Source organism: Streptomyces sp. ML-6, from assembly GCF_030116705.1.
Classification (GTDB): domain Bacteria; phylum Actinomycetota; class Actinomycetes; order Streptomycetales; family Streptomycetaceae; genus Streptomyces.
On record NZ_JAOTIK010000001.1, the window covers coordinates 5,105,100 to 5,120,648 of the forward strand.

At 68.1% G+C, this 15,549-nt stretch carries 17 protein-coding genes; 8 read left to right on the forward strand and 9 right to left on the reverse strand.

Annotated features, from left to right (window positions below; genetic code table 11):
- Positions 1-21: 21 nt before the first annotated feature.
- Positions 22-3,525 (reverse strand): ATP-binding protein, encoded by a 3,504-nt coding sequence (locus tag OCT49_RS22935; protein WP_283853719.1) that lies wholly within the window; start codon positions 3,523-3,525, stop codon positions 22-24.
- 201 nt (positions 3,526-3,726) lie between these two features.
- Between OCT49_RS22935 and OCT49_RS22940 the strand changes: the two genes are divergently transcribed.
- Both OCT49_RS22940 and OCT49_RS22945 read left to right on the forward strand, forming a co-directional pair.
- Positions 3,727-4,143, forward strand: coding sequence for a hypothetical protein (locus OCT49_RS22940; RefSeq protein WP_283853720.1), 417 nt, complete (start codon positions 3,727-3,729; stop codon positions 4,141-4,143).
- A gap of 23 nt (positions 4,144-4,166) precedes the next feature.
- A complete protein-coding gene (locus OCT49_RS22945) occupies positions 4,167-4,694 on the forward strand; it encodes a hypothetical protein (protein WP_283853721.1) in 528 nt (175 codons plus the stop codon).
- Positions 4,695-5,010: 316 nt separating this feature from the next.
- Here OCT49_RS22945 and OCT49_RS22950 read toward each other — a convergent pair whose 3' ends face one another.
- The 3 genes from OCT49_RS22950 to OCT49_RS22960 all read right to left on the reverse strand — a co-directional run bounded on the left by OCT49_RS22950 (position 5,011) and on the right by OCT49_RS22960 (position 7,163).
- Positions 5,011-5,532, reverse strand: a complete 522-nt coding sequence (locus OCT49_RS22950; protein ID WP_283853722.1) for a HEAT repeat domain-containing protein — start codon at positions 5,530-5,532, stop codon at positions 5,011-5,013.
- Positions 5,529-5,915, reverse strand: a complete 387-nt coding sequence (locus OCT49_RS22955) for a CPCC family cysteine-rich protein (RefSeq protein ID WP_283853723.1) — start codon at positions 5,913-5,915, stop codon at positions 5,529-5,531. The genes OCT49_RS22950 and OCT49_RS22955 overlap by 4 nt, the downstream gene beginning before the upstream one ends.
- A gap of 432 nt (positions 5,916-6,347) precedes the next feature.
- The gene (locus OCT49_RS22960; RefSeq protein WP_283853724.1) at positions 6,348-7,163 is read right to left on the reverse strand and encodes an NmrA family NAD(P)-binding protein; all 816 of its coding nucleotides are present in this window, start codon (positions 7,161-7,163) and stop codon (positions 6,348-6,350) included.
- 74 nt (positions 7,164-7,237) lie between these two features.
- Here OCT49_RS22960 and OCT49_RS22965 point away from each other — a divergent pair, with 74 nt between their 5' ends.
- Complete coding sequence (locus OCT49_RS22965) at positions 7,238-8,188, forward strand: AraC family transcriptional regulator (protein WP_283853725.1); 951 nt, start codon at positions 7,238-7,240, stop codon at positions 8,186-8,188.
- A 52-nt stretch (positions 8,189-8,240) separates the two neighbouring features.
- On the opposite strand, the gene OCT49_RS22970 is transcribed toward OCT49_RS22965, so the two are convergent.
- Together OCT49_RS22970 and OCT49_RS22975 are read right to left on the reverse strand one after the other, a co-directional pair.
- A complete protein-coding gene (locus OCT49_RS22970; RefSeq protein WP_283853726.1) occupies positions 8,241-9,011 on the reverse strand; it encodes an alpha/beta fold hydrolase in 771 nt (256 codons plus the stop codon).
- Positions 9,008-9,343 (reverse strand): hypothetical protein, encoded by a 336-nt coding sequence (locus tag OCT49_RS22975; RefSeq protein ID WP_502963407.1) that lies wholly within the window; start codon positions 9,341-9,343, stop codon positions 9,008-9,010. The genes OCT49_RS22970 and OCT49_RS22975 overlap by 4 nt, the downstream gene beginning before the upstream one ends.
- Before the next feature lie 123 nt (positions 9,344-9,466).
- On the opposite strand from OCT49_RS22975, the gene OCT49_RS22980 reads away from it, so the two are divergent.
- Together OCT49_RS22980 and OCT49_RS22985 are read left to right on the forward strand one after the other, a co-directional pair.
- Positions 9,467-10,015, forward strand: a complete 549-nt coding sequence (locus OCT49_RS22980) for a TetR/AcrR family transcriptional regulator (RefSeq protein ID WP_283853727.1) — start codon at positions 9,467-9,469, stop codon at positions 10,013-10,015.
- Between the two features lie 23 nt (positions 10,016-10,038).
- Positions 10,039-10,392 (forward strand): hypothetical protein, encoded by a 354-nt coding sequence (locus tag OCT49_RS22985; protein ID WP_283853728.1) that lies wholly within the window; start codon positions 10,039-10,041, stop codon positions 10,390-10,392.
- 208 nt (positions 10,393-10,600) lie between these two features.
- On the opposite strand, the gene OCT49_RS22990 is transcribed toward OCT49_RS22985, so the two are convergent.
- The gene (locus tag OCT49_RS22990) at positions 10,601-11,281 is read right to left on the reverse strand and encodes a flavin reductase family protein (RefSeq protein ID WP_283853729.1); all 681 of its coding nucleotides are present in this window, start codon (positions 11,279-11,281) and stop codon (positions 10,601-10,603) included.
- A gap of 56 nt (positions 11,282-11,337) precedes the next feature.
- Here OCT49_RS22990 and OCT49_RS22995 point away from each other — a divergent pair, with 56 nt between their 5' ends.
- Positions 11,338-12,066 (forward strand): ArsR/SmtB family transcription factor, encoded by a 729-nt coding sequence (locus OCT49_RS22995; protein WP_283853730.1) that lies wholly within the window; start codon positions 11,338-11,340, stop codon positions 12,064-12,066.
- Positions 12,067-12,291: 225 nt separating this feature from the next.
- Here the strand turns inward: OCT49_RS22995 and OCT49_RS23000 are convergent, their stop codons facing one another.
- Positions 12,292-13,521: an MFS transporter gene (locus tag OCT49_RS23000; RefSeq protein WP_283853731.1), complete on the reverse strand. Its 1,230-nt coding sequence runs from the start codon at positions 13,519-13,521 to the stop codon at positions 12,292-12,294.
- Positions 13,522-13,581: 60 nt separating this feature from the next.
- Here OCT49_RS23000 and OCT49_RS23005 point away from each other — a divergent pair, with 60 nt between their 5' ends.
- Positions 13,582-14,583 carry an ArsR/SmtB family transcription factor gene (locus OCT49_RS23005; protein ID WP_283855907.1) on the forward strand — a complete coding sequence of 334 codons (1,002 nt, stop codon included), beginning with the start codon at positions 13,582-13,584 and terminating at the stop codon, positions 14,581-14,583.
- Positions 14,584-14,851: 268 nt separating this feature from the next.
- Positions 14,852-15,037, forward strand: coding sequence for a transposase (locus OCT49_RS23010; RefSeq protein ID WP_283853732.1), 186 nt, complete (start codon positions 14,852-14,854; stop codon positions 15,035-15,037).
- Here the strand turns inward: OCT49_RS23010 and OCT49_RS23015 are convergent.
- On the reverse strand, positions 15,024-15,542 hold the full coding sequence (locus OCT49_RS23015; protein WP_283856038.1) for a hypothetical protein: 519 nt from the start codon (positions 15,540-15,542) through the stop codon (positions 15,024-15,026). The two genes, OCT49_RS23010 and OCT49_RS23015, sit on opposite strands and share 14 nt — an antisense overlap.
- Between the last annotated feature and the right edge of the window lie 7 nt (positions 15,543-15,549).

Consider the following 15,549-nt stretch of genomic DNA (forward strand, 5'->3'; position numbering starts at 1 on the left):
ACGATCCAGACCCCCAGTTGCTCAGGAGGCGGTCGTGGCGAGGGCCGCCGTGGAGGCGATCTGTTGGGCGAAGGTCGCCACCGCTGTCCTGTCCAGGTAGGGGAGGACCTTGACGAGGTGCTCCTCCCACTCCGGGCGGAAGTGGTACACGAGCAGGTATCGCCCGCGGGGAGTGGTCGGACGGAAAACGAACAGGGAGTCCACATCGGGTGCGGGGAAGACCACGGGGGCCAGGAATGCCTCCCGCTCGTCGGCGCCCGCAGGGAACTGACCCTGGGCGAGCAGCAGAGCCGGGTCTACCAGGCGTCCGGCCTCCTCGCACCAGAGGGTGATGTGGCCGCGGATCTCGCCGGTGGGCGTGATCGTCGGTTCGGCTGCCTGATCCGGGAGGTCGAGGGGCACGCCGTCGATGGTCACCCGGAGCGAGGTGGGGATCATGCGGCATGTCAGACCCAGGGTGCGCGCCGCGGCGGTGACCGCCAGGGCGACGAAGGCGGGTGAGGGTGCCGTTCGCTCACCGAGATGGTAAGCGGTGGCTCCGAGCAGGGCGTATAGCGAACGCGCGTCCGCCGGTACCTTGCGGACCCAGGACAGGACGTTCTCCCAGGGAAGTGCGGAGAGCAGGTGCGTCTCTTTGCCCCCTGGCAGCCCAGGGGCGGAGCGAGGAGGCGCGTTCGTGACCGGCTGTTCCACGGGGTCGTCGTCCTCCTGCCCATCCATCGCCAGGAACTCGCGTGCGGTGACCGCGAGCGGCACATGGCCCTGCCCGGTCGCCTCGAACATGTCCAGGCTTTCGCGCATGAGGGCGCGCGATTGTTCCGGGTCGCTGCCGGGGTGCCCGAGTGTGTGCCGGGTCCAGGCCAATACCGCGAATCGTTGCCGAACGTGGGCCAGTACGCCCGGTCCTGCTTCGGTGTGTGCTTTGAGCAGGGCCTCGGCCCGTTCGAGCAGAGACTGGGCGGCGTTCAAAATCCAGACGTCGGTGAGCACCCCCTCATCGTCCCGCCCGAGGCTGCCGACGATTACGGCGTGAGCCATGTCCACCATCTGGTCCGCGTGATGACGCATGATCGTCACAGCTGTGCGTTCCGTGGGCTCTGGGATACCCGCGGCGATGGCCAGGGCCTCCTCCAAGCGTCCCGTGGACGCCTTCACTATGGCGTCCAGGAACAGCAGCTCCGCGTTCGGCTCGTCATCGCGGCCGATGAGCCCCCGGGCCACGTCGATCGTCATCGCCGCGGCGTCCCAGTTCTTGATCCACACAAGTGCCTGAGCCTGTTCCAGCCGGACCTTTAACTCGACCGGTGCGGCCACGTCCTCGCGCCTCAGTGCCGTTTCCAGCCTGAGGGCGGCGCGGGCCACATCGGCCAAACGGTCCGTCGCCACGGCCGCGCGCATGTCGGTGGAGTGGGCCAGAAGCAGGTGCACCACCCCGTCGGGGCTGAGCGTGTCCATGCCTTCCAGTAGGGTCCAGGCGGTCTGTGCCGCCTCTGAAGCCTCGTCGAACCTCTGCTGATTCTGCAGGCACTGGGCCAGTGTGGTGGTCGTCGCCGCTCTCCGGTATACGGCGTCGTCCATCGCGGCATCGTCGAATTCGTCCACGACGGCCAAAGCCTCGCGCAGCAGGCCCTCACTGCGTGCCAGGTCACCGTGCACATTGGAGATGGCCCCCGCGACGTTGGCCAGCAATGCGACGGTACTGCCGTCCACACGGCCGCCCTCGCGCACACGGTGTGCCACATGCACCGCGTGCTCGATGAGCGTCGCGGCTTCGGACCACTGGTTCTGCTTCTGGCAGGCGACCAGCCGTGTCACCAGCTCGTACTGGAAACGTCCGTACATCGACTGGACGGCCTCGCCGTCCATCAGCGCCCGGACGACCGCCTGGACGATCCGGTGAATTGCCAGCATGCCGTCCTGGGGGGATACCAGGGAGAACCTGCGCAGTTCCGCCACGGCGCCGTACACGGCGGAACCGGTCGGCATGTCGAGTGCAGCTAGGTGCAGGGGGATGAAGTCCGGGGCGAGGAGGGCGCAGCGGGCGAGCAGTTCGGCGGCGAGCTGTTGTTCGGACCCTGCGGGTGAGCGCAGTGCGTGGGACAGTACCCGTCCCACGCTGAGGGTCACCGCTGCCGTCAGAGTCACTCCCGCGAGGTAGTCGAAGGGAACGAAACCGGGGTTGTCGAGCAGGCGGGCCCGGCATTCCGAGAGCTCCGCCAGATAGACGTCCACCGGGCATTCGGTCGCGGCGATGTAACCGGTGGCCTGGGCGATCCCGAGCGGGATGCGTTCCACCGCGTCGACCAGCGCGGACACTTCGGGCTCGGACACTCGGGGCAGCCGTTCCGCTGCCCAGCGGGTGGCCTCCTCCGTGGCCATCCGGCCCACGACCAGTCCGCCTTCCGCCGTAGCCCAGGCCGAGTCACGGGTGGTGACCAGCACGTGGGCGCCCTCGACGGGTAGGAGTCCCTGGAGCTGCTCCCGGTTCGCGACGTTGTCGTAGACCAACAGGAGCCTGGTGCCCAGGTGCCCGAGACGGCGGCCGACACGCTCGATGATCTCCGCCTCAGTGGCGGGCTCGGCCTCCTGCTGCTCCTCGGCCACCAACTGCCGGTACGAGGCAATCACGTCCTCCCGGGTATCGGACGGGATCCACCAGGCGAATTCGTACGCCTCCCGGTTCCGGTGGGCGTACAGGCGGGCGACGCTCGACTTGCCGATGCCGCCGAGCCCGGACACCACGACCCGTGTCGTCCCGGTGCCGGGCTCCTGGTCGAACAGCTTTTTCAGCGCGTCCAGTTCCTCGGTCCGCCCGCGCAGACCGGTGGCTGAGGGGACGCCCCGGAACAGGGTGCGGCGGGGACCCTGAGAAGCGTCCGTCCTGTGCCCGGGCGTGGTACGGCGCCCGCGCAGGAGCCCCGGGAGCTCGTCCAGCCGGACCGTGCGCCGGTCGATCCGCCGTTCCCCGGACCACTGGAACATCTTTACGAACAACGCGTCGACGGTGGCGTCGATCTCGGTCGACGCCACGGCGGTGGGGGAGAGCCGCAGCAGTTCGACTCTGACTTCATCGAGGATCTGATCCCACGGGCCGATACGGGTGTTGATCTCCAGCCGGCGCATCAGCGCGTGGTCCTCGGCAGTGAGCGCGATCGAGGTTCCCAGGCCTTCGCACTCAGCCAGCCACTGCTCAGGATCGGGAAGGGCGCGGGCGCGATCCGCCGCGTCCCGGACGGCCTGCCCCGACGCCTGCACCGGTCCGTCGGAGAGGAACCGCAGCACGGCTGTACCGTCGGGGTCGGCCTCGCCCCAGCGGCGGGCGAGCCGCACCAGTTCCGGTCCCGACCAGGTGCGTGGCTCCACCCGGGTCTTCGCCTGGGCGAGCAGCAGCGGTCGTCCCCGCGCGTCCCTCACCTCGAAGTCGATGGCCTCGTCGGCGCCCTCCACCCGGAAGGTCTCCGCCTCCGGATACTGGTCCGGGGTGCGGATCAGCTGGAGAATTGCGCACGCCGTCTGGAACCCCATGCCCCGTGCTGTGTCGACTCCACCCATGTGGTGCATCCCCCCTTGGCCTCGGCTCGCCCTCTAGCATGCAGGGCGCCACTGACAGTCCCCTGTTGCGAGCCATCAAATGCGTGCTATAGGTGATGACTTGCTGTACGCGACTTTAGGGTCACAACAGCACCAGGAGTCACGAGATCGTCCCGCGTCTTCCAGGGGGAATGGGTGGACCCGCAGATCGTCGCAGTAGCTGGTGCGGCTGGCACCGCCATCGTTTCGGCAATGGCTGCGGATGGCTGGCAACGCGCGAGGGACGGCGTCGTAGCACTCTGGCAACGGTTTCGACCCGAGTCCGCCGAGGCGGTCCATGCGGATTTCGAAGGGAACCGGAGGGTCCTCGTCGATTCTCTCCAAGCGGGTGACGAACGCACACGCGCCGCACTGATCGCTGCATGGAACGGGTACTTTCTCGGGTTACTCGTCGCACAGCCGAACGCTCTTGACGCCCTCAGGCACCTCAATACGGTCCTCACACAAGAGAGCGCCAGCGGTCCCCCTCCCTCCCTGAAGATGACAGCCCATGCGAGCGGCAAAGCACAGGTGTTCCAGGCCGGGCGTGACCAGAAGATCACCCAGTCGTGACTCCGCCCCGGCGTGACGATGAGATGAACGAGCTCTGGTCGATGCGGGCCGATGCCTCCGATGCCGCTCAGGTGCATCAGGCGGGTAGAGATCAGCACTTCGTTCAGAACCATTACCACTTTGACCCCGCGGCACCTCGCCACCGCGAGACGGTTCAGGACGATGACGACGACGATGGCGAGTACGTCTTCTATATGGGGCCGTGGCATATCCCCATCACGGTTCTGCTCTATCTGCTTGCCCCGGTGCCCTTACTCGTGGCTGGCACCAGTCTGCAGCTTGTCTTCGAGGCTGTGCCTGGACCTTCAATCTGGTGGGGCATGGTCTACACGGCATGCGCAGTGATCGTCAGTGTGACCCTTGAGGTCATCACGCTGAACAAGGCACTTCTCCGCAGCCCGTGGAGCTTCGAAACTGACAGGTACGTCAGGTTTCTCCATGGATCGGTTGCCGCAGGGCTCTTCATCTATTCCTTGATCCGATCCCCGGATGAAGCCGGAAGCATCGGACGTCTCGCCCTTAATTGCGCCGAGGCTCTGGGGCCGTTGTAGCACCAGCTGCCCTCGCGAACGCTGCGTACCGGGTTGTGCACTCTCGCATGAACGCTGACAGCGCGCGTCAAGGTCCCGCAGAACTCGAGGTGCGGCATCGGTCACCTTCCAGGGCGCAGGTCGGTGCGGTCGATCCAGGTGGGGCGACGAAGATGTTGTCGCCGGTGGGGGCTTCTGAGGCTTCCAGCAGGGACCAGGTGCGGGACTCTTCGACCAGGTGCTGCCAGCGCGGCCCAGTCGAGTTCCCAGCCGAGGCCGGTGTCGGAGACGCCGTACGTGCGGCCGGCGTCCACCCGCCAGAACTGGGAGTAGAGGATCACCTGGGCGTGGTCGGCCAGGTCGTTGATGATCTCGGTGAAGTGGGTTGAGGGCCAGCCAGGGGCGTCGTCCGCAGTGGAGGCTCGTAGGCTCGTAGGCGCGTGGTGAGCGGTGGGACGACAGGGATGCGGGCGCCGAGTTCGGTCAGGGCCCAGCGGATGCCTTCCGGCTCGCTCCAGTCCGGTGGCGTCGCCCGTTCCAGGCAGGCGCGATAGGCGTGGCGCACGGGCTCGACCGCGCCGTCGATCTCCAGGCTCGCCAGGGCTATCGCCGCCCATTCGCGGACGGTCGGATTGTCGCTGTCCAGCAGGCCGATGAGAGCGGGGCCGCAACGGGGATCGCCCACCTCCTCGAAGACCTTGATGGCGGTCAGCTGACCGAAGCCGCCGAGGGAAGGCAGGCCGTCGATGACGGCGGGTATGGTGTCGGCGCCGATCCAGATCAGCTCCGCGCGGGCGTCGTAGGACTCGCCGGCTTCTCCGTCGAGCTGCTGGACGAGTCTCTTGATGTGGGAGGTCATGACACCGGCTGGTCGCGGCGCCAGAAGGTGGGCAGCCACCAGCAGAGCACCGAGGAGTCCGCCGGCCATGGGGCCCAGTCCTCCGCTCCCCAGACCTCGAAGGAGTCTCGCGTGACGTCGATCGGGCGCCAGGCCGGGTCGAGCGGTTCGTCCGCTGCCGGGGGCCGAACGAACCGTCGGCCGTGCTGGTCGCAGCCGCCGAAGTCCTGGTAATTGCGCTGGGCCTCAATCAGGGAGACCTTGTTCGCCCCGCCATCCATGGTCGGCCACCGGAACTGGATGGCGTCGTCCTCCCAGAAGCAGACGGGGCAGATGGCATACGAGCCGGGCATCTCGTCCAGGACGAGATGCCCGCAGCAAGGGCAGGGGTAGCGACGGCTCACCCGCGCAGTCTCATTGACCTGCTGTCGCCGGCGCCATGTATTTCCAGGCCAGTGGCGACTCGCCAGTCCGCAGCCAGTCCGCAGGACACCCGTAAACAGCTGTCGGGAGCCAACACATGCCAACGAGGAAAACCCAGGTCAGAGCCTTGCGCGGGGCTCCGTCGCAGGTCAGGATCAGGCCGCAGATGTTCCGCTTCAACGTGTAGCGGCTGACGTATCACCACGTCGCCGATCTGGCAAACATGCAGGTCAGAGAGGGTCCGACTCTTCGGGGTCGGGCCCTTAGCTTTTTCCCGTGCTGGGATGGTGCTGGGATAGCTGGCCCCTCGTCACCTGTTGTCATCCCTGGCCATCCGTACCGTGCTGGGATCGTGCTGGGGTGGGATGAGAACGCCCGTGCTGGGTTTCGGGCAGTGATCCGCCGCAACGCACTCAGAGCGTCCAGGTGCCATTCTCCGCGGCCGTCGTCACATATTCCTCGAACGTGCGCGGCGCACGGCCCAGGACGCGCTCGACGCCGTCGCTGACGTAGTCGTCCGCGCCCTGGCCCACCTGGCCGAGGAAGCCTGCGACGGATTCGGCGTCGTCCTGCGTGAGCCCGGCCGTGACCAGGTCGGCGGCGTATTCCGCCTCGGTCTGATGGCGGTGCGCGATGCTGCGTCCCGTTGCCTTGCTGATCAGCTCGACGGCCTCGGTGATGGACAGTGCCCGCGGACCCGACAGGTCGTAGGTCTGCCCGTGGTGGCTGTCGCCGGTGAGGACCGCGAGGGCGACCTCAGCGATGTCCTCGGCGTCAATGAACGGCTCGCGCCCGTCCCCGGCCGGGGTCCGTACCTCACCTTCGAGGACACCGGGAAGGAAGAAGTCCGCCGCGGCGAAGTCCTGAGCGAACCAGGACGGCCGCAGGACCGTCCACTCCAGGCCCGAGCCCCGCACGGCAGCCTCGGTGGGGTGCGTGCCGTCTTCGTCGATGCCGCGCACCGACAGCTGGACCAGGCGCCGGACCCCGGCCGCCTTCGCGCGGGCCACGAATTCTACGCGCTCGTCCAGGCCCAGGGTCTCGGTCGGAACGAGGTACACGGCCTGGACGCCGCTGAGTGCGGGGTCCCAGGTGGAACGGTCGGACCAGTCGAAACGGGTCTCGCTCGAGCGGGAGGCGGCGCGGACGGTGTGCCCAAGAGCACGGAGGCGGGGAACGAGGGGAGCGCCGGTCTTGCCGGTGGCTCCGATAACGAGGATCTCTGTCATGACGACCAGTGAACCCGCAAGCGGTGGCACGAACCATGGCCGAAACGACCTGAAGCATGTGTGATCGTGTCAGTATGGACGTTCTTGATGACTACCTCGCCGGCGTACGGGCCCACGGAGCCGTCTTTTGCCGCACGGTCAGCACACCCCCGTGGGGCCTGCGCTTCATCGAGCCCGCGCCTCTGGCGCTGGCTGTCATGCTGCACGGGGACGGCTGGGTCGTTCCGGCTGAAGGAGACCCGGCCGCACTGCGGCAGGGGGAGATCGTCCTGATCCGCAGTACGCAGCCGTACACCGTCGCAGACCGCCCCGCCAGCAGCCCGCAGATCCTCGTGGACGGCGACGACCACTGCACCACCGCCAGTGACCCCGCGTCCCCGCGCCGTAACTGGCGGATCGCCGGCCGCACCTCCAGCCCGGAAGACGATCGGCCGGGCGACGACCCCGACCTGCTGGTCACTGCCGGCTACCGCATCGGCGGCGACCTTTCCCTGCCCCTTCTCGACACCCTGCCGCAGGTGGCTGTCGTACCCAGCGACCCCAGCCTCGCCCCACTCCTCGACCTCATCGCCGACGAGACCACCGACGACAAGCCCGGACAACAGGTCGTCCTGGACCGACTGCTCGACCTGCTCCTGGTCCGCTCCCTGCGCGCCTGGTTCGACCAAGCCGGCTCCGTCCCGCCCCCGGGATATCGGGCACTGTCCGACCCGCTGCTGGGACACGTGCTGCGCAGGCTGCACGAGGAGCCGTCTCACCCCTGGACCGTCGCGTCACTCGCCGCCGAAGCGGGACTGTCACGCACCACATTCGCTCGCCGCTTCACGTCCATGGTCGGCCGCCCGCCACTGGCCTACCTCACCCACTGGCGGATGACTTTGGCCGCAGACCGTCTGCGTCAGTCCGGTGCGACGATTGCGGCGGTGGCCAAGGAAGTCGGCTATCACGACGCGTTCACCTTCAGCTCGGCCTTCAAACGGACCCGAGGCATCAGTCCCTCCGCCCACCGCGCCGCCACCCCGTGACCGGTGAGCCGGGCATGGCGGAGACCGAACGGGAGAGCCCACCCCTGCGCGGCTATGCCAGGAAGCGCCGGATCAGCTCGCCAGTCTCTTCGGGGCGCTCGAGATACAGCATGTGGCCCGCATCCACCTCTGACACCGTGAGGTGCTCGCCCATCGCCGCCCGGCACGCCCGGACGTACTCCGCAGACACGAAGCCTGATCGCCGGGCGATGACCAGGAGTGTGGGCACGGTGGCAGGCGGAGTGATGGGCGGTCCCGCCATCTCGGAGCACGCCGTCACGACGGCTGCGGGCTCGATGCGCCACTGCCACCGCCCGTCGCTGCGTGGTGCGAGATGCTCGGCGACCTCTTGTTCCACGGCTGCGGCGGAGGCGGCCGGCCAGGCCGATCTCCGCTCCGCGCGCGCTTGTTCGGGGTCCGTGAAGGAGGGGGAGTTCAGGGTCCGGCGGGCCTGGTCGTGCATATCCCCTGCCGGCAGGCCGACCGAGGGGTCGAGCAGGACGATGCGGCCGACGCGTTCGGGGGCCGCGTGTGCCAGACGCAGCGCGATCAGGCCGCCGTACGAGTGCCCGAGCAGATCCACACGGTGCATGCGACGGGCGTCCAGCAGAGCGAGCATGTCCGCCACATGTGCCTCGGTGTTCCACGGCGGGGCGTGGTCGGAGCGCCCATGCCCACGCAGGTCCGGCGCGATGACCGAGAAGTCGTACAAGGACGTCTCGGCGATGTGCCGCCAGCGAGCGCCGTGCCCCTTGATGCCGTGCAGCGCAAGCAGTGCAGGCCCTTCGGCCGCACCGTAGTGGTGGGCGTACGGCGCCGTCACCGGTGCACGCCTCCTTCGGCGCCGGGCGCTGCGGCGATCTGCTCGCGCCGTGTCGCGGAGCGGTAGGAATGGCCGAGTTCGGGGCCGAGGCCGAAGTGGTGCCGGAAGTCGTGGATGAGCGGACTCCACGCGGCCGGGTCGATGTGATCGGTACCGGCGGTGACTGTGCGGGGGTCGGCGTGCACCTTGAGTGCGTGGGCCTCGACGATGCGGAACTCACTGCAGGCGTCCGGCCGGACGTGCTCGGCACGTGCCTCCAGGTGGAGAGGCTCTGTGGAGCCACAGGGGTCGGCGCCGGAGCGGGGCCGGACGAGGGGCTCAACGATCTTCATGATCGAAGCGTAGGGGCGGATCACTTCGGCACGCGACGAGCCATTCCCGTCCCAGGGGCCCGGAGCATAGTTAAGGAACGGTCGTTCTTGACTGGTCGTTCCTTAACTATGTACGGTCAATCCATGGGACGACCGAGAGGATTCGATGAGGCTGAGGTAGTCCGGTCGGCGGCGAAGCTCTTCGCCATCCGGACCTATGACGGCACATCCGTGGACGACCTGGTGTCACACCTCGGTGTGCACCGAAACAGCCTGTACAAGACGTTCGGGAGCAAACGCGGGCTCTACCTGGCCGCGCTGAAGTGGTCCCTGGACCACGAGGTCAGCGGGCTGGCCGAGCGCGTCGCCGAAGCGGGCGGCCATGCGGAAGGGGCCTACGAGGTCCTCGCCGACGCGGTCACCGGAACAGAAGTCGACCTGGTCCTGCTGGCCGCGGTCGAGCGGGCACCGGTGGACGCCGAGGTGGCACGACTGGTCGGCGAGGCTTTCACCGCGCTGGACAGGGCAGTAGGCGACGCGAGCCGCGCGGCCGAGAACGGTGACGCCCGCGCCGCTCCCGCAGCGGCCACCGCACTGCTCATCGGGCTGCGCACACGGGCCAGGTCCGGAACGACCGACGAGGGCACCATCCGAGCCGGCGTCGGCCTGGCACAGCGCCTCGGCCGACCCTGACAATCTCACAGCAAAGGAAGCACATGGCACACATCAGCATCGACAACGGCAACCTGATCGTGGAGATCGAGGGGCTGGACAAACTCTGGACGCTCAAGAGCCGTCTGACCATTCCACTGGCGCACGTGCGCGGCGCCACAGTCGACCCCGGGATCGTCAAGGAGCCCAAGGGGCTTCGGGCTCCGGGCACCCATTTCCCGGGCCTCATCACCGCGGGCACCTTCCACGTCGATGGTGAGCGCGTCTTCTGGGACGTCCGCGATCCTGCGAAGGCGGTGGTCGTCCAACTCGCCGACGAGCGCTACGCCCGCCTCGTGGTCCAGGTTTCCGATCCCCACGCGAGTGTGGCACTCGTGGAGAACGCCCTGTCCAACTGACCCCGCATGACCGAGATGCGTCTTCAGGGGCGGCGTGTGAACGTGCGGTGGGCCCGTGGCTTCAGCGCACACAGCCGGTGAGCACTCAAGCCCTGGAACTCGTCCGTCACTGGCAGCTGATGCGCTTCATCCTGCGGGAGCACGCCGTTCCTGAGGCCGAGGACACCACCGAGCGATATGAGGTGCTGCATCTGTCCGCGGGCGCAGGCTATGCGGCAGGTCCCTCGTCGACGCGGGGTGTCTGGGTGCGGTAGGAGTGGCCGAGTTCCGGGCCGAGTCCGAAGTAGTGGCGGAAGTTGTAGATGAGGGGGCTCCAGGCGGCGGGGTCGATGTGGTCGGTGCCCGGAACGACGATGCGGGAGTCGGCGTGCACCTTGCGCACGACGGCCTCGACGATGACGAAGTCCCCGGAGGTGTCCGGCTGCACCCGCTCGGCACGGGCCTCCAACTGGATCGGGCATTCGGCGACGCGAGGCGGTCGGACCAGATGGGAGGGCTCGCTGGTCAGGCCGGCGGCGGCGAACTTGTCCGGCTCGAAGCGGCAGCCCTCGGGTTTGCCGGCGGGTACTGGATCGCGGCCGGTCAGTGGCGCCAGCCGCTCTACGGCCGGCCACTGGGCGGGGGCCGGCAGGTTGATGACCAGGTCGGGTCGGCTGCCGAGGTTGTGCGCTGTCTGCCCCTCACGGCCCAGTCCGATCACAACCGTCTGCCCGAGGGCCCAGGCGGAGGATATCGGGGCGAGGTTGAACGAGCCGTCCTGGTTTTCTGTCGACAGGAGCACCACCGGCGTCCCGAAGTACAGGATGCTCGGCTCGATCTCCAGGTGTGTGGTGACCGTCCGTGTGGTGTCCGTCCGTGCGGGCAGGGTGCTGAGAGGTGCCGTGTTCATGGTGAGCAGGCTAGGGTCCGGACACTTCGGCTGCGGCCGAAGTGACACGGGTGAGAATGGACCGCATGGACATGCAGCGCGCACATGCGGCCGGCCCCGACCTGGCTACCGTGGCGAAGCTTCTGGCCGATGGCACGCGGGCGGGTTTCTGTCTGGCCCTGCTCGACGGCCGGGCGTGGACGGCGACGGAACTGGCACGCCATGCGGGGGTGGCGCCCTCGACCGCGACTGAGCACTTGCACGCACTCGTCCGCGGAAACCTGCTCGCCGAGGAACGGCAGGGCCGCCACCGGTACGTGCGTCTGGCCGGTCCGCACGTCGCCGAGCTGATCGAGAGCCTCGCTGCGATGGCACCCCAGCGCACCCCGGCACCCCGTTCCCTGTCGGCGGCCGGCCGTCGACAGGCCCTCGCCCACGCCCGTACCTGCTACGACCACCTCGCGGGGACCGTCGGGGTCGCCATCACCGATGCCATGCTCGGGCGAAAGCTGCTGGACCTGGAGCATGGACTCGGGCTCACTGGTGCCGGCGCGACCTGGCTCGAAGAGCTCGGCATCACTGTCCCGACCGGCACGCGCCGACCGTCGGTGCGGTCATGCCTGGACTGGACCGAACGCCGCCCCCACCTGGCCGGCGCCGTCGGTGCCGCCCTGTGCCGTCACGCGTTCGAAACCGGCTGGATCACCCCCGTCGGCACCACGCGCGCCGTCGCAGTCACACCCCTCGGCCGACAGGCACTCCGTTGTCACCTCGGCCTGTCCGATGAACTTCTTTCGCAGAAATGAGGAGCCGCGAGAGGCTGCGGACACTCACTGACACCCGACCACCGGCACCAAACCGGCACATCGCTCGCGGGATCCGTTGTGCACGTAGCAGTCAGACCCAGGGGGCCGCTCGAACGAGATCCGGTTTGCCGCAACGCACTGAGGCCCGCTGAGGTGGAGGCCCGCGAGGTAGCTCTCAGAGTCCTGTCATAGCGGGTGGCGATGCCGCGCCTTCAGTCAGGTGCTCTATCCCTTGTTCGTGTCCGTAGCCTCGCGGCCAACCTCAGCTCCGGCTGGCACGGCTCGGGCCGGCGGTCCCATGTGCTGGAGACCAGGTGTGAGGGTGAGGGTGACCACAGCAGAAGCGGCGGCCATCACGGTCATGGCAGTGGCGGGTGAGGTGAGTTGCGCGATGCCGCCTGCGACGGCCGCGGCGATGCCCTGCATGGTGAACATCCCTGAGGAGTGCAATCCGAAGGCGTGCCCCTTCAGCTCGCTCGGGACCATGGACATAAGGCGTTCCTGGAGCAGCAGGTTGGCGGAGAAGCCGATCGACCCCAGGGTTACGGCGGCGAGTGCGACGGGCAGTGCCGGGTGCAGGAAGAAGATCAGGTACGGGGCGGCGAGCAGCAGGAGTAGTGGCGGGGCGCCGAATCTGTCGCGCCAGCGGGTGGGCAGGAAGCGTCCGGTCAGGGTGTCTCCGGCCAGCATGCCCACAGCGGTGGCGGCGAACAGGAGGCCCGCGTGGCGTGGTGAGTAGGACACGAAGAGGGACTCGCAGCCGACAACGAGTCCGTTGGGTACCCACAGGGCGAGGTAGACGCGGCGCCGCGTCTTCGGCGCCCACAGGCGGGCGTTGGTCCGCCAGGTCTCGCTTGCGGACGGACGGCCTTGTGCGCGCGGCGGCCGTCTTGCGAGCCCGATGCGGGCGACGGCTGCGGCGACGACGAAGAGGGTGGCGCCGGTGAGCAGGGCACCGCGGGGCGTCAGGATGTTGACGAGCAGGGCGCCGGCGGCGTATCCGAAGATTTGCAGGCTTCCCGCGCACATGTTGAGTACCGAGCGGCCGAGCAGGTAGCCCTCTGTGGGGAGGATCTCGGTGAGCAGTCCGTAGCGCACTCCGCCGCCGACCGAGCCGAGCATGCCCTGTACGGACAGGATCGCGAAGATTGCCCCCATGGGCAGGCCGGGCAGCGCCAGCGTGGTGGTGGCTGCGGCGAAGAAGAGTGCCAGGCCGATGGTCGCGACGCGTGGCGGCAGGCGGTCGGTCGCCGACAGTAGGACACTTGCGCCGATCATCTGCGCCAGCAACGGGCCGAACATGCTGAGGGCTGTCAGGAGCGGTGAGCCGGTCGCGTCGTAGACGAGAGTGCCCAGTGCCATTCTGCTCACTGTCTGGGCTGCCACGTGTGCGGCGGTGGCCGCGAGCAGAGGTTTGAACTCCGGGGTGCTGAAAAGCTCCTGGTAGGTGCGCATGGCCGCAGTGTCGGCAGGTGTCCGGGCGTGAATGTAATGTTTCGCGGGGAGGTGAAACTATTGGGCTGGTGGGAAGTCAACGCGGATACGCTCGCGAGCAGCCGGTTCGTCGTGTCGCCTCTTTGCGAGACAACCGCGAGCCTGATGGTCCTGGCGAAGGGCTCACCCGCGCATCCCGCCGAGCGCCGCTGGCTGGACAGCCACGGGCCCGCCTACCGGGAGCGGCTGGCCGCCGATCCTGTTACAGCCCTGCTGGTGCGCGTCGCTCTGGGCAGACACCGGTGGATCGCCGACTTCCTGACACCGGTGCCCTCCCACGAGGGCGAGGCACAGGGCGGTGCGGAGTTCCACGACGAGCTCGCAAGGATCCGCGAGACGCCGGCCGAGACTGCCCGCTCCGACCTCGAGATCGCTCACCGCGGACCACTGCCCGACCCGTTGCTGCGCACAGATCTGCCGGAGCGCATCGCCGACCTGCTGGAATGGGTGTGGCGGGAGATTGTCGCGCCCGACTGGCCGCGGCGGCGACGCGTCATCGAGGCCGACGTCGTCGCGCGTACGGGCCAGCTGAGCCGGGCTGGCTGGGCAGCCGCACTGGACGACATGCATCCGGAGATGCAGTGGCTCGGCGGCAACCGGCTGCAGATCAACACCCGCGACTTCCCACCCCGGCAACTGACAGGAGCACAGCTGCTGCTCGCGCCGGTCACACCGCGCAGGGGATGGATCTCCATGGACCGGCCGGATTCCCACGGAACAGTGCACCGCAACGCTGTGGTGTACCCGTGCTCGGGCACACTCGCGGAGCCGGAGCGCGCAGCCACCCCGGAGGCGCTGGCAAGAATGCTCGGGACCGGGCGGGCGAGCGTGCTGGCGCTCCTGGACAGCCCCATGAGCACGACACACCTGGTGGCGATGACAGGCCAGGGTCTCGGGTCGGTGGGCCGCCACCTCAAGGTGCTTCTGGACGCCCGGCTGGTAGGCCGCCGCCGTACGGGGCGGTCCGTGCTCTACTACCGCACGGCTGTCGGCGACGCGCTGGTGCGAGCGCAGGACTCCTAGTGAGTGCGTTGTGGCAAACCGGATCTCGTTCGAGCGGCAGCGGGTGATCATCCGGACGGAGGTTCGGGTGCGGTCGCGGGCATGAGAGAACGGGCCCCTTGGTAGTGACGCGGTTACGACACAGCACGACCAAGGAAGCCCGTTGCCTGATCAGTTGAGCAGCATCTCTGCGCCTGCGTCCACCGCGGTCACCCCTGGGTGTGACTGCTACGTGCACCGGTTCGGTTCGCTCGCTCCTGGACGGTGGGCAGGCTGCTATCCGAGTGACATGACGGATGCGGAGTGGGCCGAGGTCCGCGCCGTGATGCCGGTGCCGGCCTGGCTCCTGAAGCGCGGCGGGCGTGCGGAGGCGTATTGCCACCGGACGATGCTCGACGCGGTGCGCTACCTGGTCGACAACGGCGTGAAGTGGCAAGTTATTGAGAATCGGGGCAGGAGCGTTACCTTTCGGTGAGTTGGGTGAGAGGGATGAAGCTCTTGGTGGTGCCGAGCTCTCTCGGGGTGGGTCCAGCTGGGGTTGGGGTATCGCTGAGCCGTTCTGCGAGGGCGGCGACCGCCTCGCGGTCGCCTTCGAGGGCTTCTCGCTCGTCGTCGGTGAGGTTGAGCTGTTCGAGCATTCCGTCGATGCCGTCCTTGACGGCCAGGAGTTGGCCGCGGCTTGAGGTCTTGGGGACGTAGAACGGGCAACGTGCGCAGGCGAGCCGGTGGGGGCACTTGGCGAAGAAGTCGTAGGAGCAGTAGCCCTCGCCCAGGTCGTAGTACTTCCAGGGCTGCTCGCCGCCGGCGGCGGCGCCCGTGAGAATGGATTCCCGGTCGATGAGGACCTGGATGGTGCGTACGTTCCTGGCGAAGTAGTCGGCGCGCTTGTAGGCCGCGGATAGCGTCCGCTGAAGGATCTTGGCGTAGTGACGGGTGCTGGATGGGTCCCTGTGTCCTAGCCATTGCTGCAGGTCAGCCAAGGATAAT